Source organism: Melittangium boletus DSM 14713, assembly GCF_002305855.1.
GTDB classification, from domain to species: domain Bacteria; phylum Myxococcota; class Myxococcia; order Myxococcales; family Myxococcaceae; genus Cystobacter; species Cystobacter boletus.
The window spans coordinates 6,101,411-6,121,158 of the sequence record NZ_CP022163.1 but is presented as its reverse complement, the minus strand read 5'-3'; the positions used below and the strand labels follow the sequence as shown (position 1 = coordinate 6,121,158).

Sequence of the window (19,748 nt, the reverse complement as noted above, 5' to 3'; positions counted from 1 at the left end):
TCCCGACGATGAGTCTTCCCGAGTTGAACGTCACCCAGATCTTCACCGGCAAGCGCCTGCTCTTCGCGGGCGCCACCGGCTTCGTGGGCAAGGTCACCCTGTCCATGCTCCTGACGCGCTACGGCCAGGAGCTCGACAAGCTCTACGTGCTGGTGCGCAAGGGCAGCGCGCCGTCCGCCGAGCGGCGCTTCTTCGACAAGGTCGCCACGAGCGAGCCCTTCCAGCCGCTGCGTGACGCCCATGGCGACGAGGGCGCGCTGGAGTTCCTGCGCCGCAAGGTCGAGGTCATCGACGGCGACATCACCGATCCGCTCATGGGCCTGGAGCCCGCCCAGGCCGAGGCGCTCACCGGCCAGGTGCACGCCATCGTCAACTGCGCGGGCCTGGTGTCCTTCAACCCGTCGTTGGAGGTGGGCCTCAACGTCAACACCCACGGCGTGAAGAACACCGTGGAGCTGGCGCTGCGCTGGAATGTGCCGCTCATCCACATGTCCACCGCCTTCGTGGCGGGCAATCGCAACGGGCTCGTCTTCGAGGACGAGGAAGTGGTGGGCTACTTCCCGCGCCAGGACGAGCTGGACGGGCGCGACTTCAGCCTGGAGCAGGAGCTCGCCGACGCGGAGAAGCTCGTGGCCCGGCTGCGCGAGCAGGCGGACGACAAGACCCTCACGTCCCTCTTCCGCAAGAAGGCCCTGGAGCGGCTGGAGCAAGAGGGCCGCGACGCCACGGACGAGAAGACCCTGCGGCTGGCCGTGGGCCGCGAGCGCAAGCTGTGGCTGTCGGGCGAGCTCGTGCGCGCGGGCATGGACCGGGCCCAGCACTGGGGCTGGCCCAACACGTACACGTACACCAAGAGCCTGGGCGAGCAGGTCATGGCCAGCACGCCCGGCCTGCGCTACGCCATCGTGCGGCCCTCCATCGTCGAGTCCGCCCAGCACTTCCCCTTCCCCGGCTGGAACGAGGGCTTCACCACCTCGGCGCCCCTGGCCTTCGCGGGCATCAAGGGCCAGCAGCACATCCCCGCGGGCGACCGGGCCATCCTCGACATCATCCCCGTGGACCACGTGGCGGGCGCCACCATCGGCATCACCGCCCACGCCATGCAGGTGGAGGAGCGGCGCGTCTACAACCTGGCCAGCGGTGACGTGAACCCGTTCTACGCGAGCCGCTCCATCGAGCTCGTCGGCCTCTACCGCCGCCGCTACTACCGCAACAAGGAGACGGGCAACGCGCTGCTCAACGAGGTGCGCTCGCGCATCGAGCCGGTGCCGGCCAGCCGCGCCGTGTTCGAGAACCTCAGCGCCCCCATGTTCATCAAGGGCGCGAAGCTGCTGCGCCAGGTGCTCGACGAGGTGAAGCCCGCCTGGGGAGCGCCCAAGGTGCAGGCGCTGATGGAGCGCGCCCGGGACTCGCTGGCCACCGTGGAGGACGAAGGCTCGAGCCTGCTGGGGCTCATCGAGATCTTCATGCCCTTCCTCTACGACAACCGCTACGTCTTCCGCTGCGACAACACCCGCGCGGTGTACGCGCGGATGGCCCCGCATGACCGGGCCCGCATCCCCTGGGCCCCCGAGGCCATCGACTGGCGCGTCTACTTCCTCGACACCCACCTGCCAGGCCTGGAGAAGTGGGTGTTCCCGGGCCTCGAGGAGGAGAACAAGCGGCGCACCGTCATCCCCGCGCACCGCGACCTCCTGGAGATGCTGGAGGCGAGCGTCAACGCCTGGCGCCACCGCGTGGCCTTCCGCTTCGCGGCGAACGAGAAGGAAGAGCGCTTCACCTACGGCGAGGTGAACCGCTACGCCAACCGCGTGGGCAGCTACCTGATGAAGGAAGGCGTCAAGCGCAACGAGCGCGTGATGATCCTGTCGGAGAACCGGCCCGAGTGGCCCATCTCCTACTTCGGCATCCTGCGCGCGGGCGGCACCGCGGTCCCGGTGGACCCGAGCCTCAACGAGGCCGAGGTGGTCAACATCGCCCGCCGCTCCGAGGCCAAGGTGCTGCTCTTGTCGGAGGACGCGGCGGCCGAGCTGCCCCACCTCGCCACGGCGCTCACCCAGGCGGGACTCACCACGCACGTGGCCAGCCTCGCCGAGGCCATGAGCGGAGACCCCCAGTACCCGGACCACATCGGGCCGGTGCGCCGCACGGCCGCCGCGGACGACGTGGCCAGCCTCATCTTCACGTCCGGCACCACGGGCACGCCCAAGGGCGTGATGCTCACCCACCGCAACTTCGCCTCGCTCATCGCGAAGCTCGCGGGCGCGTTCAGCATCGGCGTGGGCGACGGCGTGCTGTCCGTGCTGCCCCTGCACCACACCTTCGAGTTCTCCGCGGGCTTCCTCACCCCGTTCTCCCGGGGCGCGGAGGTGACGTACATCGACGAGCTCACCTCGGACAAACTCGGCGAGGTGTTCGAGACGGGCCGCGTGTCCGCGATGATCGGCGTGCCCGCGCTCTGGCAGCTCCTGCACCGCAAGGTGACGCAGGAGATGGCCAGCCGTCCGCCGCTCGTGGAGCAGATTCTCAAGACGCTCATGGCCACCCACGGCGAGCTGCGCAACCGCAGCAGCCTCAACCTGGGCAAGCTGCTCTTCTGGCCCGTGCACCGCAAGTTCGGCGGGAAGATCAAGTTCCTCGTGTCCGGCGGCTCGGCGCTGCCGGATGACGTGCACAAGGCCTTCCACCAGCTGGGCTTCAACATCATCGAGGGCTACGGCCTCACCGAGGCCGCTCCCGTCCTCACGGTGTCCGAGACGAGCGTCAACAAGCGTCAGCCCGGCACGGTGGGCAAGGCCCTGCCCGGCATCGAGCTGAAGATCCTCGAGCCGGACAACGAGGGCATCGGCGAGGTGATCGCCCGGGGCCCCAGCGTCATGGCCGGCTACTTCGGGGACAAGGACGCCACCGACGCCGTCCTCAAGGACGGCTGGCTGTACACGGGAGACCTCGGCCGGCTGGACGCCGACGGGCGGCTGTTCCTCGTGGGCCGCAAGAAGGACGTCATCATCGATGCCAACGGGAAGAACGTGTACCCGGACGAGCTCGAGGAGTTCTTCGGCGACCACAAGCACATCAAGGAGCTGTCCGTCGTCGGCATGCCGGACGAGGCGGGCGGCGAGAAGGTGGCCTGCCTGTGCGTACCGGACTACCAGGAGCGCCCGCGCGAGGAAGTGCGGCGCGAGCTGGAGGAGTACTTCCGCAAGAAGGGCAGCGACATTCCCTTCTACCGCCGGGTGAAGGTGCTGCGCTTCACGGACGTGGAGCTGCCGCGCACGTCCACGCGCAAGGTCAAGCGCAAGCAGGTGGTGGAGGAGCTCAGGAAGCTCGAGCGGCTCGTCGCCTCCGGGGACAAGGCGCGCGAGCGCGTGCAGCAGCTGGGCACGGGCGGCGTGGCCGACTGGCTCTACCCGCTCCTCTCCGAGGTCACCAACCGCCCCCTCGCCGACATCCGTCCCGATGCCCACTTGAGCGGGGACCTGGGCGTGGACTCGCTCATGCTCACCGAGCTGTCCGTGGCGCTCGAGCAGGCGGGAGTGCCCCTGCCCACGGCGAATGATCTCACGCACGTGCAGACGGTGGACGACCTGCGCAAGCTGGTGCTCGCCAGCGGCCGCAAGCCGAGCACGGAGACGCGCGCCCGGGACATCTCCCGCGAAGTCCAGAAGGCCGAGGAGGTGGAGATCCCCGTGCCCGAGCCCCTGGTCGCCCTGGGGCGGCACGCGGTGCGGCTCGGACAGCAGGCCATCTTCGGCGGCCTGTTCGACGTGAAGGTGACGGGCAAGGCCTTCATCCCCCAGAACCGCAACTTCCTCGTCATCGCCAACCACACGAGCCACCTGGACATGGGGCTCGTCAAGGTGCTGCTCGGCGAGCAGGGAGAACGGCTCACCACCATCGCCGCGCGCGACTACTTCTTCGATACGCCCCTCAAGCGCGCGTACTTCGAGAACTTCACCAACCTCATCCCCATGGACCGCCAGGGCTCCTTGCGCGAGTCGCTGGGCATGGCGGGCTCCGCCCTGCGGCAGGGCTTCAACCTGCTCATCTTCCCCGAGGGCACGCGCTCGGTGACGGGGGAGCTGCTCGAGTTCAAGCCCACGCTGGGCTACCTGGCGCTCACCTACAAGGTGGACGTGCTGCCCATCTACGTGAAGGGCGCCTTCGAGGCCCTGCCCAAGGGCACCATGGTCCCCAAGTCGCGCGAGCTGGAGGGCCGCATCGGCCCCGCGCTCACGTACGAGATGCTGCGCAAGAAGACCCAGGGCATGTCGCGCTCGGAGAGCTACCGCTACGCCACGCACATGGCCGAGGACGCCGTGCGCGCGCTGGCCGCGGGCCGGGTGCTGAGCTTCGATGACTCGGCGACGGTGGAGGACCAGCGCCGTGCCCTGTCCACGGGAAGGAACGACACGTGAAGCTGCTCGTCACCGGAGGTACCGGTTTCCTGGGCACGCATCTGGTGCCACGGCTCGTCGCCGCGGGCCACGAGGTGCGCATTATCGGCCGCTCGCGCCCCAAGGGCCCGGGCTTTGAAACGGTGGAGTACGTCCCCGGGGACTTGAAGGACCGGGACGCCGTGCGGCGCGCGCTCGAGGGCGTGCACGCGCTCTACCACCTGGCGGGGCTCGTCTCCTTCCAGGACAAGGACGCGCGGCGCATGTACGAGCTGCACGTGGACGCCACGCGCGAGCTGCTGCACGACGTGCGCGAGGCGGGCCTGCAGCGCGTCATCCTCGCCTCCACCTCGGGCGCCATCGCCGTGTCCAAGGAAGAGCGCGTGGGCACGGAAGAGGACGACTACCCCATCGAGGTGGTGGGCCGCTGGCCCTACTACCTGTCGAAGATCTACGAGGAGAAGCTGACGCTGGAGTACTGCCGCCAGCACAAAATCCCCCTCGTGGTGCTCAACCCGAGCCTGCTCATGGGCCCCGGGGATGACCGGCTGTCGTCCACCTGGACGGTGATGAAGTTCCTCCAGGGAGAGATTCCCGCCATGCCCGGAGGCGGCATCTCCGTGGTGGACGTGCGCGACCTGGCGGACGCCTTCGTGAACGCCCTCACGCGCGGCGAGCTGTACGGGCGCCACCTCATGGGGGTGAACCTCTCCATGTGGGACTTCTTCCAGCGCCTGGAGCGCCTCACGGGCGTGAGCGCCCCCCGGCTCAAGCTGCCCCCGAAGGTGAACGTGTTCGGCGCCAAGGTGCTCGAGCAGGTGGCCAAATGGCGCGGCGTCAAGCCCACCCTGGATCCCCAGGAGGTGGACATCGGCGAGCACTGGTTCTGGCTGGACAGCGGCAAGGCCGAGCACGAGCTGGGCTTCCGCGCCCGTGACATCCACGAGACGCTGCAGGACACGGTCAACTACCTCTACACGCGCATGGCGCCCGGAAACCTGCCGGGCACCAAGGGTCGGCTCGCCAACCTGCGCGAGGGTACCTGAGGCACCGCCGTCCCCTCCCCCGTCACCGGGGGAGGAAGACCGCGCCCCGGCCCATCAGCCGACCACGCGGTTGCGGCCCGACTTCTTCGCCTTGTAGAGGTTCGCGTCCGCGACCTTGATGAACTGCAGCGGCTCCACCATGTCGGGGGCCATGTCGGCCACGCCCAGGGACAAGGTGACGGGAATCTCCTGGTTCTCGAAGACGAACTGCTTCTCCTCGATGCAGCGGCGGATCTTCTCCGCGAAGATGCGCGCCTTGTCGCCCCCATCCTCGGGGATGACGACCGCGAACTCCTCGCCGCCGTAGCGCGCGAAGCACTGCTCCTTGCGCACCAGCCGCTTGAGGGTCTGCGCCAGCTCGCGCAGCACGTAGTCACCCGCCAGGTGCCCGTGCACGTCGTTGATCTTCTTGAAGAAGTCGATGTCGAAGATCATCAACGTCAGGGGGCGCCCATAGCGGTGGCACCGGCCCATCTCGCGCTCCAGGTACTCCAGGAAGTAGCGCTTGTTGTTGATGCCGGTGAGACCGTCCTGGATGGTGAGCGTGTAGATGGTCTCGTGGTACTGCAGCTCCACGTTGTCACCGGTGAGGAACTTGAAGATCGAGCCCCCCACCTTGATGAGATCGCCACTGCGCAGCGGCGTCTCTTGCGTCACCTCCTGATCGTTGAGGTAGGTGCCATTGGTGGAGCCGAGGTCCTGCACGAACATCCGCCCCTGCTTGCGGATGATGCGCGCATGCCTGCGCGAGACGTTGTCGAGGTCCACCACGATGTGGTTTCCCTCTTCACGCCCGATGGTGAACTCGAGGTCGAGGAGCGTGTACTTCTTGCCCAGCTCCGGCCCGTGAATCTGCACGATGCAGCATTCCGAGTCGACCGGGGTCGCCAACTCCTTGATCGAGGAGATCTTGGTTACTCGGGTTTCGTCGCCAGCCATCGACTTCGAGACATAGCACGCCTTCTGGGTGGGAAGCCACGAGGGCCCGTCAAGTCGGCGTGGTTTAGGTACTCAACGAACCCACCTGGAGGGGCTTGCCGGGTCTTTGCCTCCGGGTAATTTGGCCAGTCCTATGGCGAAACTGCTGGCAATGATCCTCGCGGGGGGCGCTGGAACCCGGCTCGAACCCCTGACTCGTGAACGCGCCAAGCCGGCCGTCCCCTTTGGCGGCCGCTACCGCATCATCGACTTCGTCCTCTCCAACTTCGCCAATTCCGGCATCTACCGGATGAAGGTGCTCACCCAGTACAAGAGCGATTCGCTCAACAAGCACCTGTCCCGGTCCTGGCGGATGTCCGCCTTCCTGGACCATTACGTGGAGACGGTGCCCGCGCAGATGCGCACCGGCATGGACTGGTACAAGGGCAGCGTCGACGCCATCTACCAGAACCTCAACATCATCACCGACGAGGAGCCCGACTACATCTTCGTCTTCGGCGCGGACCACATCTACCGGATGGACTGCCGGCAGATGCTCGACTTCCACGTGCAGAACAAGGCCGCCTGCACCGTGGCCGCCATCCCCGTGCCCATCGAGGAGGGCAAGGAGTTCGGCATCATCGACGTGGACGCGAACGGCCGCATGCGCGGCTTCGTGGAGAAGCCCAAGAACCCGCCCCCCATGCCCGGCAACCCCCGGTACTGCCTGGCATCCATGGGCAACTACCTCTTCTCCACCGACTCGCTGGTGAAGGAGGTGGTGCGCGACGCGGCCAACGAGGCGAGCGCCCATGACTTCGGCAAGTCCATCATCAGCGAGCTGTACAAGCGCGAGCCGGTGTACGTGTACGACTTCGCCACCAACGTCATCACCGGTCAGGAGGAGAAGGAGCGCGGCTACTGGCGCGACGTGGGCAACATCGACACCTACTACCAGTCCAACATGGACCTGGTGGAGGTGGACCCCGTCTTCAACCTCTATAATGACCGCTGGCCCATCTACACCCAGCCCAACAACTTCCCGCCGGCCAAGTTCGTCTTCGCCGACCAGGAGCACAAGCGCGTGGGCCACGCCATGGACTCGCTCGTGAGCGAGGGGTGCATCATCTCCGGCGGCCACGTGAAGCGCTCGGTGCTTTCACCCAAGGTGCGCGTCAACTCGTTCTCCGAGGTCGAGGACAGCCTGCTCTTCGAGAACGTCACCATCGGCAGGCGCTGCCGCATCCGGCGCGCCATCATCGACAAGAACGTGGAGATCCCCCCGGAGATGACCATCGGGTACGACCTCGAGGAGGACCGCCGCCGCTTCCACGTCACCGCGGGGGGCGTGGTCGTCATCCCCAAGGGCATGAAGGTCGCCTGAGCCCCCGTGCCGGGAAGTCCTCCCGGCGGCGGACCCAGCCCCCCGGGTCCGCCAGGGAGGCGAGCGGGCGAGTTCCTACGGACGGAAGGCGGCCTTCACTTCCGGCTTGTTGATCACCACCAGCGCCCAGATGCCCGCCGGGATGCCGATGCAGCAGCAGGGCCCGAAGCACGGGATGATGGCGATGATGGAGGCGGCCATGGCCAGGCCGAAGCTCCGCAGGTCCTTCATCCGCAGGGCGCCGAAGAACGTCACGCCACTGAGCACCAACGTGAGCAGGTTGCCGAAGGCGCCAAAGGAGCGCGAGCGCTCGACCCAGGGGATGAGGTGCTCCAAGCCCGCCTCGCGCAACTGATCGAGCTGCTCGGGCGTCAGGTTCCCCCCACCCGCCAGCGACGTGAGGAGGCTCAGCAACGCCATCAGGATGCCCAGACCCGCCGTCACCATCAGCAGGATGGCCGGCGCGGAGACGGCCTCGCGGGCCGCGGCCGTGTTCATGGGTGCGGGCGCACCCGGAAAGTCATTCGGAAGATTGTCCATCTGCGTATCCCTCTCGTGAGTCGGTCAGGCGTCCGCGAGCCCCCCAGGGCCACGCGCCGGGGGATTCCACCCGCTGGTGGACGGAAGCGCCAGAGAATTGACGCACCGTCTCCAGGTTCGGACCCGGCTACACGACAGGAGACAGCCCACCGTCCACGTTGAGGGCCACGCCGCTCACGTAGCCCGAGCGGGGCGAGAGCAGGAAGGCCACCACGTCCGCGAACTCCTCCGCCTTGCCCACCCGGCCCAGGGGGATGTCCGCCCCCTTCGCCAGCTGCGTGTAGAGCGCCTCCAGCGGCTGGCCGGTGGAATTCGCGCGGCGCTCCCACTGGCCACTCTCGATGAGCCCGGGCAACACGGCGTTCACCCGGATGCCCTCGGGGCCCAGCTCCTTGGACAGGGTCTTGGTGAGTGCCATCCCCGCCGCCCGGGACACCGAGGACGGCGCGGACCGGGCTCCGGGCGCCTTCGCCGCGAGCGCCAGCACGTTGACGATGGACCCCCCACCCGCCGCGCGCAGCAGGGGCAGCACCCGCCTCGACGTGCGCACCGCGGCGAAGAGCTTGAGCTGGAGATCCGCTTCCCACGCCGCGTCGTCCACCTCGGCGAACGGCCGCGCCGCCGAGGCGCCCGCGTTGTTCACCAGCCCGTCCACCCGCCCCCAACGCGCCCCGGCCGCGTCCACGAACGCATCCACCTGCGCGGCCTGGGTGACGTCCGCCACCGCCGTCAGCACCTCTCCTCCAGCCTCGCGCAGCGCCGAGGCCGTCGCCTCCAGCCGCTCGGCGTTCCGGGCACAGAGGGCCACCCGGGCTCCCTCGCGCACCAGACGCCGGGCCACCGCCGCCCCGATGCCGTCCGAGCCTCCCGTCACCAGGACGACCTTGCCACTCAGCTCCAGCTCCACGCCTCGCTCCTTCTCCTCCGGCTCAGGCCGGCTGCTTGACCACCTGGGGCCGCTTCTCGAAGGCCGCCAGCGTGCGGGAGATCTCCTCGTTCACCTGGCGCAGGAAGTCCTGCTTCTCTCGCGCGGGCAGGAAGGCGCTCTTGAAGCCGGACACGATGATGGTGGTCAGGTCCTCCAGGGACAGCCCCATCTCCTTGTGCGACAGCCACAACTCCTTCGTCACCGTGGTGTCGGTGATGAGCCGGTTGTCCGTGTTGACGGTCACCCGCAGGCCGTAGTCGAAGTAGAACTTGAGCGGGTGCACATCCAGGCTCGGCACCGCGCCCGTCTGGACGTTGGAGGAGGGACACACCTCCAGCGGGATGCGGTGATCGTTCACGTAGTTGAGCAGATCCCCGTCCTCGCGCAGGCGCGTGCCGTGGCCGATGCGGTGCGCCCCCAGGTTGTGGATGGCCTGGGAGATGGACTCGGGACCGAAGGCCTCGCCCGCGTGCGCCGTGCAGTTGACGTTGTTCTTGAGGATGAGCTGGAAGGCGTCCTTGTGATCCTTCGCCGGGAAGCTCGCCTCGGCCCCCGCCAGGTCGAAGCCGATGACGCCCCGGTTCTTGTACGCCACCGACAGCTCCGCGAGCCGCATGGACGTCTGCGGGTTGATGTGGCGGATGCCGCACACGATGACACCGCACTTGATGCCCGTCTCTCGCTTGGCCACGCGCAGGCCCTCGAGCACCGAGTCGATGACCGTGGTCATCTTCAGGCCTTTCTTGAGGTGCAGCGCGGGCGAGTAGCGCACCTCGATGTAGCGCACGTTCTCCGCCGCGGCGTCCACCGCCAGCTCATAGGCGGCGCGGTAGAGGGACTCGGCCGTCTGCAGCACCGAGAGCGTCACGTCGAAGGCGATCAGGTAGTCCTCGAGGCTCTCGCACACCTCGCCCATGTGGATGGCGCGCGCGAGCGTGTCCTCGCTGTCCGCGGGCAGTGACACCTTCTGCTGCTCGGCCAGCTCGAGGATCGTCTTGAGCCGCATCGAGCCATCCAGGTGGCAGTGCAGGTCCGTCTTGGGCAGGGCGAGGAGCAGTTCCTCGGTCACGGGAAGCGCCGGGGGCGCGGACCAGTCGGTCCGGCGAGCGGATGAGGGAATACCGGTCGAGCTGGGCAGCTCGTCATCACGAATCGAAGCCATTTCGGGTACCTTCCTTTCAGTCATCCTAAGGGCCCGAAGTAGCGCTCTCAACCTCGTTGGAGCCTGGCCGTTGGCTGCTCGTCTCCCCGGGGAGGTTCCACCCCCCGTGGAGCCCACCCCACCGGCAGTGGAGCACCCCGCAACCCCAAAGCGTCACGCGCATCGAAGGTCGGACCCTGAGCGAGACACACGATGCCCCGCGGTCCCCATGCTTTGAGCTAAAATAGACGTATCTCCACGCACTCGCGCGACGAGCCCTCACGTCGCTCATCGAGCGAGAAAGCTGGCCTCACCCTTGTCACTCGACAGGAAGAAGGGAGCGTGCGACACGCGAGCCCCGGGGCCGAAGTCCAGAGAGAAAGAATGCATTCAGCAGACACCACGTCGTCCACCCCTCCGGGATTGTTGCGGCTGACCTGGCCCATCTTCTTGGAGTTCCTGCTGTTCATGCTCATGGGCACGGCGGACACGTTCATGCTCAGCGGCGTGTCCGACGAGGCCGCGGCCGCGGTGGGCGTGGCGGCGCATTACGTCCTCCTGAGCGTCACCCTCATGGAGGTGATCAGCAACGGCGCCGCCATCGTCGTGGCGCAGTACATCGGGGCCCAGCGGCAGAAAGAAGCGGCCCGGATCGCGGCACTCGCCATCTCGCTGAACTTCCTGTTCGGTCTCGTGGTCAGCGCGAGCTTGTTCCTGGGGGGCAACACCCTCATGGCCAAGATGAACCTCTCGGGTGACATGCTGGTCCATGCGCGCACCTATGTGGGCATCGTCGGAGGCTTCATCTTCCTGCAGGCGCTCATCAACATCTTCGCGAGCCTGCTGCGCACGTATGGCTTCACCAAGGAGTCCATGTTCGTGTCCCTGGGCATGAACCTGCTGCACGTGGTGGCCAACTACGTCCTCATCTTCGGTCACTTCGGCATGCCGCGCATGGGCGTGGCTGGCGCGGCGTGGAGCACGGTGTTGAGCCGGACCGTGGCGCTCGGGGTGTTCGTGTGGATGCTCTACCGGGTGATGGACGTGCGCATGAAGGCGCGCGACTACGTGACGGTCTCGCGCGACTACATCCGCAAGATCTTCCACATGGGCGTGCCCGCCGCCGTCGAGCAGATCACCTATCACTGCTGCCAGACGGTGTTCATGTACTACGTGACCTTCCTCGGCCCGGTGGCACTGGCGTCGCGGGAGTACGCGATGAACGTCTCGCGCTACATCTTCCTGTTCAGCCTCTCCATTGGCATCGGGACGTCCATCCTCGTCGGACGGCTGGTGGGCGCGGGCCGCCCGGACACCGCCTACCAGCAGGCCCTGCGCAGCTTGAAGTGGGGCCTGTCCATCACCGTGCTGACGAGCCTTGCCGCCATCCTGCTGCGCCAGAGCCTGATCGGCGCCTTCACCGTGGACCCGGCCGTCATCCAGCTCGCCTCCACGGTCCTCTTCCTGAGCCTCCTGCTGGAGACCGGGCGCTCCTGCAACCTGGTGCTCGTCAACGCCCTGCGCGCCACGGGCGACGCCGTCTTCACCGTGTACGCGGGCTTCGGCTCCATGGTGTGCATGAGCCTGCCCCTGGGCTACGTGCTGGTGTTCCACGCGGGCCTGGGACTGCCGGGCGTGTGGCTCGCCATCGCGGCGGACGAGTGGACGCGCGCCCTCATCATGTGGCTGCGCTGGAGGAGCCGCGCGTGGGAGAAGAAGTCGCTCGTCACGCCAGCGGTGGAATCGCCCGAGGTGGCCGCGGTCGGAGCGTGAGCGACGGAGCGCGCCACCCAATGGCGGATTCATGGCGGCGACTGGGGTGGATGCTCCTCCTCCTGGGAATGGGCGCCTGCGTCCATCCCCCAACGGGGCGATACCCCAGTACCGTCCCCAGGCATTACGGATTCAGTCAGGCGCCCGTGGGTCTCGACTCGCCTTCGGCCACATGCCGCAACAGCCTCACGGCCTGCGCCGCGCTTCACGGCAAGGAGATAGGCTCCGCCACGGCCGTGTTGAAGGTCGTACTCGATGTGACCGCCCAGAAGAGCATCGAGGAAGCACTGGAGGAGTGCGCCAATCAAGCACGCAGTGAAGTGCTCCTTCGGTACGAAGGCACGTTCGAAAAGACGTCGCCCCTCGCCGCCGAGTGCAAGCAGGAAACAAAGGATGCCAGGGGCAGGCGCGTGACCTGGGCGATGAGGCTGGGAATCGAAATGCACGAGGCCGCCCAGAAGTGCGCGCAGGAGAAGCTCGGCAAGCTCCGGCCCGGAGGGTTCAGCCTGGACCAGCGCTACCGGATCGACCTGCGTACGAAGCAAAAGAAGTTGGTCAGCCATGAGGAAGAGCGGATCCTCGAAGCCTCTGGAAACATTGGAGAGTTGAGAGGCACATTGAAGCCCGATGTGGTCATCCACTCCGGCGATGCGCTCAATGCGCAAGCCGTTTACGACTTCAAGTTTCCCTGTGTGAACACGGAAAGGTTTCCCGGATGGAACCCATTCCCCGAGGACCATCCCTTCGCCGACTTCACCCAGGGCCAGATGTACCGGAACCACATCGCGCCCCTCATCGGGCGAGTCGCCCCCAGGCTTGGAACCACTCATGGGTGAGCACTACCCTCGACTGTGTGTTCCCGCGTTGAAGGGTCACGTTCCGCTCAAGGAGATCTTGACCTACACATTCTTCATGCGCCGCTCGCACGCGGACATTTCGCAAGGTATCCAGCAAGCACTCGCGCACTACCTCCACGCCGTTGGACGCGATGCACTCGCCTTCTACGATGACCACGAAGGGGACTGGCAACCACTCGACGAGCAAGGCTGGGCCTTCGTACAACGAGAGCTGAGCAACGCCCGCCGTGCGTTCGTCGCACTGGAGGGCACGCAAGAGGACCCGCGCGCATACCAGTTCAACTACCAGGGCAAGCTCCTGGAGGCCCCCTTTCTCAAGAATCAGCCGGACGCGGTTTCCGCGGTCTCCTTCTCACTGCCAACCCAATACCTTGAGCAGCATGGCCCCCAGCGGGCACGTGGGTTGGCGATGGAGCTCGCCACGCGCCTGCCCTTCTGCTCCGGCCATGTCGGCCTGTCCTTCAATCAAGGAGCGGGATTGGTCGGTGTGGACGACGAACTGCGCGAGCTCTATTTCCGCTATCCGGGCATCGATGTTCCCAACCTGGATTGGCTCTCCCTCCATATCGGAACCCAGGTGCGAGGCCCCTCCTGGTTGACGTTCCTCGGGCAGCCCATATTGGCCGAACTCGGCGGTGTAGCCGGGCTCCGTGCCCAACTGCACGCCCCTGGGACCTCCGTCCATGAGGTAGATGGCGATCGCGCCGTGGTCAGCCTCGGGACATGGCCCGAGGCGGGTGACGCCGAGCAAGGGCACCTCCTGCCCGAGTACCGGGAACTGGCGCGGGTCCTCGAGCCCTGGCTCTTCCACGAGCCCCAGCTCCACGCCGCCACGCCGCTCCAAGACATCCGCCGCTGGGAGCGACGGTTTCTCGACTGACGTCCCCTACCCCGGCATCAGGAAGCGGGCGATGACGCGCTTGAGCCCCACTTGTCCGCCGAAGTCCACCGTCACCTTCGCGTTGGGCCCCTGGCCATCCGTGGAGATGATGCGCCCCATGCCGAATTGATTGTGGCGCACCCGCATCCCCCGCACGTCCCCGCCAATCCCCTCGCCATCCGAGGTCTGTGAATAGGTGCGGTCCACGCGCGGCCCATCGTCCTCGTCGCCCCAGTCCCGCTTGCGCTTCACGTAGGGCGTTTCCTTCGGCGCGGGCGGCAACTCCTGCTCCGCGATCCCGAAGAGCGCCTGCGGCACCTCCGCCAGGAAGCTCGACGGCGGGTTGTAGCGCAGCTCTCCGAAGAGCGAGCGGCACTGCGCCAGGCTCACGAACAGCCGCCTGCGCGCGCGGGTGAAGCCCACGTAGCAGAGCCGCCGCTCCTCGGCCATCTCCTCCCCTTCCACGTCGTCCCCTCGCAGCGCGCGCGAGTGGGGAAACACCCCTTCCTCCATGCCCGTGAGGAACACCGCGTCGAACTCGAGTCCCTTGGCCGCGTGCAGCGTCATCAACGCCACCTTGCCATCGCCCACCTCGGCGTCCGCGTCCCCCACGAGACTGATCTGCTCCAGGAAGGCATTGAGCGGAGGGGTGTCCTCGGTGAGCGGCGAGGAGTCCAGGTCCTCCTCCCCGGGCTCGACCGGAGCGGGCGTCCGCGTGGCATCCGACACGGCCACCGCCGCCGCCGCCCGGTTGAGGTCGAATTCCTGCGCGGCGCCCAGGAACTCGCGCAGGTTCTCCGCGCGGGTGATCGACTCGTCACTGCCCTCGGTCATGAGCGAATCCACCAGATGCGTCTCCTTGAGCATCTGGTCCACCGCGCTCGCCGAGTCCTGCGCGTCCTGGGCGAAGGCATGCAGCGAGGACACCAGCGCGTGGAAGCCGGAGAGCCGGCGCACCGCCGCCGTGTTGAGTCCCGCGATGCGCTCGGGCGAGGCGGTGGCTTCGTACAGGCTCACGCCCGCCTGGTTGGCCCAATCCGCCAACCGCTCCACCGTGGTGTCGCCAATGCCGCGCGCCGGCGTGTTGATGATGCGCAACAGGTCCGCGTCCGAGCGCGGGTTCACCATCAGCCGCAGGTAGGCCGCCGCGTCCCGCACCTCGGCCCGGTCGTAGAAGCTGCGGCCGCTCACCAGCGTGTAGGGCACGCGCGCCAGGCGCATCGCCTCCTCCAGCACGCGGCTCTGCGCGTTGGTCCGGTAGAAGACCGCCATGCCCGAGTACTTGATGAAGCCCTCGCGCTGCAGGCCGTGGATGCGGCGGGCCACTTCCTGGGCCTCGGCGCGCTCGTCCCGGTTGAGCAGGATCGTGAGCGTTTCCCCCTTGGGCCGATCACTCCACAGCTTCTTGGGCAGGCGCCGGGTGTTGCGCTGGATGACCGCGTGCGCCGCGTCGAGGATGTTCTGGTCCGAGCGGTAGTTCTGCTCGAGCTTCACCACCCGCGCGCCCGCGTACTGCTCGGGGAAGTTGAGGATGTTGTCCACGCTCGCCCCACGCCAGCGGTAGATGGACTGGTCATCGTCGCCCACCACCACCAGGTTGGGACGCCGCTCGGGGGGAGCCAACAACCGCAGCAGCTCGTATTGGACGGGGTTCGTGTCCTGGAACTCGTCCACCAGGATGTGCCGGAAGCGCCGCTGGTACTGCTCCAGCACCGCCGGGTGCTTGCGGAAGACGTCCACGAGCAGCAGGAGCAGGTCGCCGAAGTCCACCGCGTTCGCCGCGCGCAGGAGCTTCTGGTAGGCGCGGTAGGTCTTCTGCACCACCACGCCCCGCGCGTCGTCCACGTCCACCACCATGTCGTCCGGCAGACGGGCCGCGTTCTTCTCCTGATCGATCCGGTGGAGGATCTCCCGGGGCTGCATGATGGGGTCCACCTTCGCCTCGCGCATGGCGCGCTTGACGATCTGCATCTGGTCCCCGTCGTCGTAGATGACGAACGCGCGGGTGAGCCCCACCGCTTGAGCCACCGCGTCCTCGCGGAGGACCCGGCGCAGGATCATCGCGGCGGACGAGTGGAAGGTGCTCACCACCAGCTCATGTGCCTGGGCACCCAGCAGGTGAACCAGGCGCTCGCGCATCTCGCGCGCGGCCTTGTTGGTGAACGTGACGGCGAGGATGCGCCACGGGAAGACGTTGCGGAACTGGACCAGGTGGGCCACGCGCCGGGTGATGACGCGCGTCTTGCCGCTACCCGCCCCCGACAACACGAGGAGCGGCCCATCGCCATGGAGGACCGCTTCCTTCTGGGGCTCGTTCAGGTCTTTGAGGAGTTCGTTTTCGGCGTTCAAGGCAAGCGCCATATCTAGGGGGAAACGATGTTTCTAACGAGTTTCCGGCCACCTGGAAGGACGTTCCGCGAAGGGCGGCGCCCGCCTGCCTTGTTGGGGTGCGTGGGGGTAGCTTACCCTCAACGGCAGTGGAACCGCTTGCCAGGCCCTGAGCCACGGAGGGGGCATCTTGGGAAAGCCCGCTGGAACAACGAGGCCGCGCATCGCTCGCATCTCCCTTCTGGCGGCAACGGTGCTGCTCATGGGCGCGCAAGGGGGCCGGAAGGCGCCCGCCGAGCCCGGCATGGTGCTCAGGCCCCTGTCGCCCAACGCGAGCTGCTTCTTCGGCAAACCCACGTCTCCCTGCCGGGATGACGTCTGGGAGTTCAAGTTCGCGTCTCCCCGGGAAACCATGAAGGACTTCCAGGGGCGGCTCTACCCCTTGCGCGCCGAGGAACTGCGAGCGGGCCCCACCAAGGAGTTGATCGACTTCGTGCGCAACCCCGTGGGCCAGCGTCTCTTCCATGTCCTGCTGCCCTGGGAACTGTTCGATCTCGGCGATGTGGTCCTCGGCGAGGTCAAACTTCCGGAAGGACTGTCCCATCTAAACCTGGTGAACGCGTTCTGGTCGGTGTCGGGCGCTACCGGAGAGACAGGGGAGCTCACCACCCTGCGGCTCAACGTCATGGGCGGCTTCTTCGACACCCCCCATGTCTTCTGGATCAGCCTCCAGCCTCGCTCCATCCTCCCCGCCGAGTGGGCGGCCCTGACCGAGAAGGTCGACGCTGGCGAAGCCGTGTGCCTGGGCCGCGCGCCGACCGACAACAAGCGGGACGCGTGCCAGAGCGCGTCCATGAAGGCCTATTTCGACTTCGTCTCCAGCAAGGACGTGAGTGGCGAACTCACGGAGGTCGCCCAGCTCCTGCGGCGGACCTCCGCGGCGTGGAGCCAGACCCGGAGCAAGGACATCCCCTACTGACGGGCCCGGGCCTCCGCGGGGCTCAGCATCCGCAGTCGCAGTTCTCCACCACGTCCCCCGCCACCTCGGTGCCGTCCTCCCGCACCAGGCGCAACGTCCCGGCGGGCCAGGTCTCGCGCAGGAGCAGCTCCACCCGCCCGTCCCCCTCCAGGTCCAACACCCCCACCACGTCCTCTCCCGCCAGCTCCGACTGGGGCAGCACCCGCTCGCGCTCACCCGGCGCGCGCACCACCGCCCGGGTGGCCTGCTGGTCGTAGTCGATTCCACACACCGAGTGCCCTTCCCCCACGCGCAGCCGCGCCACCGTGAAGAGCACCCGGCGCTCCTCGCGGGAAAACCCGAAGGACTCCACCTCCTCGCGAAGTGCCTCCCCCATCCGCTCCGCCTGCTCGGAGCCCTCCAACCGCAACGTGGCGAAGCGCGCCGAGCGCCGCAGCGCGGCCGCCTCCATGGCCTCCTCCTCGGCGTCCGCCACCGCGCCCTCCCGCTGGAAGAACACGGGCGCCTTCGTCCCCTCGGGCAGGGCGAACACCGGTGCACCTGGCTTCACCGCGCAGTCCAGCTCCGCGAAGGCCCAGACCCGGCCACACCCGGGGGCCTCGGGAGGCGGCTCGCGCAGGAAGAATTCGACGGGCGGTACACCCCGGTTGATCCACGTGAAGCCCTTCACCGCGCAGCCCGCGTGCAGGGGCCCCTCTGCGCCATACAGGTCCACCCGATCTCCCAGGGAGAACAGCCCGGTGGGATCCTCCCGGGCCGGCGCCATCCACACACTCCGGCGCACGTCCATGGGCTCGAGCACCAGACTCTCCTGGCTCTCCCCCAACAGCAGGAAGGTGCGCCCCACGTGCGACTCCACGAAGCGCGGCGCCTCCCGGCGCTTCAAGCCCTCGACGAGCGCGGCATGGGCCTCGACCGCCGCCAGACAGGTGGCCTCGCGCGCCTCGCGTCCGGCCTCCAGCGGACCGGCGTGCTTCACCTCCGCCGCCACGCCCGCCTCGAGCAGCCGTACCTGGTAGGCCACCGCCTCCGACTTCCCCGGAAACGCCTTCGCCACCACCAGCTCCAGGCACGGGCGCAGCTCCCGGAAGGCCGTGGTGGACAACCGCACCGGTTCCGCGGGCAGACCCGTGCGCGCGAGCGCCGTCAGCACCTCGCTCCCCTCTCCCGGAGTGTCCGAGGCATGGACGATGACCAGCCACATGCGCGCATAGCGGACCTCGGGTGGAAGGGCCTTCCCACCCGGTACGGGGACCTCGGGAGCGGAGGCGGACACGGGCGCTGGCGGGGGCTTGGGCGCCTCCCTCCCCCCTTGCTGGGTACACCCCGCGAGGGCCAGCAACAGGGCGAGCGGACGCGGCGAACGAGGCATGTCCGGCTTTCTACCAGTAGAGTCTCGCCATGTCCGATGCCGAGACCTATCCGACCCAGGAACAGCTCGACCGCTTCGCCGAGCAATTCACCCGCAGCCCCGTCATGAAGCATTTTGGCGCGCGCCTGAGCTTTCCCGAGGGCAAGAAGGTCGTCATCGTCATTCCGGAGATCCGTCCCGAGCACCGAGGCGGCCTGGGCACCGACGCCGTCAACGGCGGCATCCTCGCCGCGCTCTTCGATCTGGTCATCGGGTGCACCCCCGCCCTGAGGGAGCCCACCCGTCGAGCCGCCACCATGCAGTTGTCCATGAGCTTCGAGCGCCCCGTCCGGGGCGACGCCCTGCGCGCCGAGGCCACCATCGACAGCATGGGCACCTCCACCCTCTTCTCCTCCGCGCGCATCTACGACCCCCAGGGCGCGGTGTGTGCCCGCTGCCAGGGCGTGGTCAAGGTGTCCTCGATGAAGTGGGCCGCGGGAGACAGCCCGGCCTTCAAATGACTCCTGGCCGCCTCCAGGGGAATGTGCTGAGCATCCCCCGCATGGAGACCTCCCCCCGTATCGCCCTCGTGGCCGGCGCGAGTGGCCTCGTTGGCGGCGCCCTGCTCGACACGCTGCTCGAGGACCCTCGCTACCGAGAAATCCACTCCCTCGGCCGCCGTCCCCTGCCCCGCCAACACCCGAAGCTCGTCCAGCACACGGTGGACTTCGCCCGGCTCGGCCCCCAGCCGCCGCCCTCCGCCCAGGACGCCTTCTGTACCCTGGGCACCACTATCAAGAAGGCGGGCAGCCAGGAAGCCTTCCGCGCCGTGGACCATGATGCCGTCCTGAGCTTCGCCCGAGCGGCCCGGAGGGCGGAGGTCCAGCGCTTCATCATCGTGACGGCGCTCGGCGCCAACGCCCGCTCGCGCATCTTCTACAACCGCGTGAAGGGAGAAACGGAGGACGCGCTCAAGACACTCGGCTTCGAATCACTCGTCATCCTCCAGCCCTCGCTGCTGCTCGGAGAGCGCGCCGAGAGCCGCCTCGGAGAACAAGTGGCCGGAGCCCTCTCACGGGCGCTCGCGCCCCTGTTGCGTCCGCTGGCGGCACGGCCCATCGAGGCACGCACCGTGGCGAGGGCGATGGTGACGCTGGCGCACCAGGGTCCACCGGGCACGCGGGTGGTGCCCTCGGGCGAGTTGCACGCGCTGGGGGCGTAGCGCC

15 protein-coding genes are annotated in these 19,748 nt (G+C 67.7%); 9 read left to right on the top strand and 6 right to left on the bottom strand.

Going from position 1 to position 19,748, the window contains the following annotated elements:
* Positions 1-8: 8 nt before the first annotated feature.
* Both MEBOL_RS25640 and MEBOL_RS25635 read left to right on the top strand, forming a co-directional pair.
* A complete protein-coding gene (locus MEBOL_RS25640) occupies positions 9-4,418 on the top strand; it encodes an AMP-binding protein (protein ID WP_095979925.1) in 4,410 nt (1,469 codons plus the stop codon).
* Complete coding sequence (locus MEBOL_RS25635) at positions 4,415-5,443, top strand: NAD-dependent epimerase/dehydratase family protein (RefSeq protein ID WP_095979924.1); 1,029 nt, start codon at positions 4,415-4,417, stop codon at positions 5,441-5,443. Before MEBOL_RS25640 ends, MEBOL_RS25635 begins: the two co-directional genes overlap by 4 nt.
* A 54-nt stretch (positions 5,444-5,497) precedes the next feature.
* Here MEBOL_RS25635 and MEBOL_RS25630 read toward each other — a convergent pair whose 3' ends face one another.
* On the bottom strand, positions 5,498-6,382 hold the full coding sequence (locus tag MEBOL_RS25630) for a GGDEF domain-containing protein (RefSeq protein ID WP_095979923.1): 885 nt from the start codon (positions 6,380-6,382) through the stop codon (positions 5,498-5,500).
* A 133-nt stretch (positions 6,383-6,515) separates the two neighbouring features.
* Here MEBOL_RS25630 and glgC point away from each other — a divergent pair, with 133 nt between their 5' ends.
* Positions 6,516-7,745: a glucose-1-phosphate adenylyltransferase gene (gene glgC / locus MEBOL_RS25625; RefSeq protein WP_095979922.1), complete on the top strand. Its 1,230-nt coding sequence runs from the start codon at positions 6,516-6,518 to the stop codon at positions 7,743-7,745.
* A 75-nt stretch (positions 7,746-7,820) separates the two neighbouring features.
* Here glgC and MEBOL_RS25620 read toward each other — a convergent pair whose 3' ends face one another.
* The 3 genes from MEBOL_RS25620 to add all read right to left on the bottom strand — a co-directional run bounded on the left by MEBOL_RS25620 (position 7,821) and on the right by add (position 10,375).
* A complete protein-coding gene (locus MEBOL_RS25620; protein WP_245918841.1) occupies positions 7,821-8,243 on the bottom strand; it encodes a hypothetical protein in 423 nt (140 codons plus the stop codon).
* Positions 8,244-8,412: 169 nt separating this feature from the next.
* A complete protein-coding gene (locus MEBOL_RS25615) occupies positions 8,413-9,192 on the bottom strand; it encodes an SDR family oxidoreductase (RefSeq protein WP_095979920.1) in 780 nt (259 codons plus the stop codon).
* Between the two features lie 22 nt (positions 9,193-9,214).
* Entirely contained in the window at positions 9,215-10,375 is a 1,161-nt protein-coding gene (gene add, locus MEBOL_RS25610) for an adenosine deaminase (RefSeq protein WP_095979919.1), read from the bottom strand.
* 363 nt (positions 10,376-10,738) lie between these two features.
* Between add and MEBOL_RS25605 the strand changes: the two genes are divergently transcribed.
* The 3 genes from MEBOL_RS25605 (at position 10,739) to MEBOL_RS25595 (ending at position 13,864) form a co-directional block, all read left to right on the top strand.
* A complete protein-coding gene (locus tag MEBOL_RS25605) occupies positions 10,739-12,127 on the top strand; it encodes an MATE family efflux transporter (RefSeq protein ID WP_095979918.1) in 1,389 nt (462 codons plus the stop codon).
* 146 nt (positions 12,128-12,273) lie between these two features.
* The gene (locus MEBOL_RS25600) at positions 12,274-12,963 is read left to right on the top strand and encodes a hypothetical protein (RefSeq protein WP_157775472.1); all 690 of its coding nucleotides are present in this window, start codon (positions 12,274-12,276) and stop codon (positions 12,961-12,963) included.
* A 58-nt stretch (positions 12,964-13,021) separates the two neighbouring features.
* Positions 13,022-13,864, top strand: a complete 843-nt coding sequence (locus tag MEBOL_RS25595; protein WP_245918839.1) for a DUF3396 domain-containing protein — start codon at positions 13,022-13,024, stop codon at positions 13,862-13,864.
* Between the two features lie 6 nt (positions 13,865-13,870).
* On the opposite strand, the gene MEBOL_RS25590 is transcribed toward MEBOL_RS25595, so the two are convergent.
* Positions 13,871-16,225, bottom strand: a complete 2,355-nt coding sequence (locus tag MEBOL_RS25590) for an ATP-dependent helicase (protein ID WP_095979916.1) — start codon at positions 16,223-16,225, stop codon at positions 13,871-13,873.
* A 157-nt stretch (positions 16,226-16,382) separates the two neighbouring features.
* Between MEBOL_RS25590 and MEBOL_RS25585 the strand changes: the two genes are divergently transcribed.
* A complete protein-coding gene (locus tag MEBOL_RS25585; RefSeq protein ID WP_157775470.1) occupies positions 16,383-17,171 on the top strand; it encodes a hypothetical protein in 789 nt (262 codons plus the stop codon).
* A 22-nt stretch (positions 17,172-17,193) separates the two neighbouring features.
* On the opposite strand, the gene MEBOL_RS25580 is transcribed toward MEBOL_RS25585, so the two are convergent.
* Positions 17,194-18,543 (bottom strand): hypothetical protein, encoded by a 1,350-nt coding sequence (locus tag MEBOL_RS25580; protein WP_157775468.1) that lies wholly within the window; start codon positions 18,541-18,543, stop codon positions 17,194-17,196.
* Positions 18,544-18,572: 29 nt separating this feature from the next.
* Here MEBOL_RS25580 and MEBOL_RS25575 point away from each other — a divergent pair, with 29 nt between their 5' ends.
* Both MEBOL_RS25575 and MEBOL_RS25570 read left to right on the top strand, forming a co-directional pair.
* Positions 18,573-19,043 (top strand): PaaI family thioesterase, encoded by a 471-nt coding sequence (locus tag MEBOL_RS25575; RefSeq protein ID WP_095979913.1) that lies wholly within the window; start codon positions 18,573-18,575, stop codon positions 19,041-19,043.
* A gap of 41 nt (positions 19,044-19,084) precedes the next feature.
* Positions 19,085-19,744 (top strand): oxidoreductase, encoded by a 660-nt coding sequence (locus MEBOL_RS25570; RefSeq protein WP_095983000.1) that lies wholly within the window; start codon positions 19,085-19,087, stop codon positions 19,742-19,744.
* Positions 19,745-19,748: the final 4 nt, after the last annotated feature.

What these genes read in the sequence shown, in the direction of transcription:
- MEBOL_RS25605 (WP_095979918.1), top strand. Translation starts at nt 10,739, where the DNA reads ATGCATTCAGCAGACACCACGTCGTCCACCCCTCCGGGATTGTTGCGG.
- MEBOL_RS25630 (WP_095979923.1), bottom strand. Translation starts at nt 6,382, where the DNA reads ATGGCTGGCGACGAAACCCGAGTAACCAAGATCTCCTCGATCAAGGAG.
- add (WP_095979919.1), bottom strand. Translation starts at nt 10,375, where the DNA reads ATGGCTTCGATTCGTGATGACGAGCTGCCCAGCTCGACCGGTATTCCC.
- glgC (WP_095979922.1), top strand. Translation starts at nt 6,516, where the DNA reads ATGGCGAAACTGCTGGCAATGATCCTCGCGGGGGGCGCTGGAACCCGG.
- MEBOL_RS25570 (WP_095983000.1), top strand. Translation starts at nt 19,085, where the DNA reads ATGGAGACCTCCCCCCGTATCGCCCTCGTGGCCGGCGCGAGTGGCCTC.
- MEBOL_RS25620 (WP_245918841.1), bottom strand. Translation starts at nt 8,243, where the DNA reads ATGAACACGGCCGCGGCCCGCGAGGCCGTCTCCGCGCCGGCCATCCTG.
- MEBOL_RS25640 (WP_095979925.1), top strand. Translation starts at nt 9, where the DNA reads ATGAGTCTTCCCGAGTTGAACGTCACCCAGATCTTCACCGGCAAGCGC.
- MEBOL_RS25580 (WP_157775468.1), bottom strand. Translation starts at nt 18,543, where the DNA reads ATGCCTCGTTCGCCGCGTCCGCTCGCCCTGTTGCTGGCCCTCGCGGGG.
- MEBOL_RS25590 (WP_095979916.1), bottom strand. Translation starts at nt 16,225, where the DNA reads ATGGCGCTTGCCTTGAACGCCGAAAACGAACTCCTCAAAGACCTGAAC.
- MEBOL_RS25575 (WP_095979913.1), top strand. Translation starts at nt 18,573, where the DNA reads ATGTCCGATGCCGAGACCTATCCGACCCAGGAACAGCTCGACCGCTTC.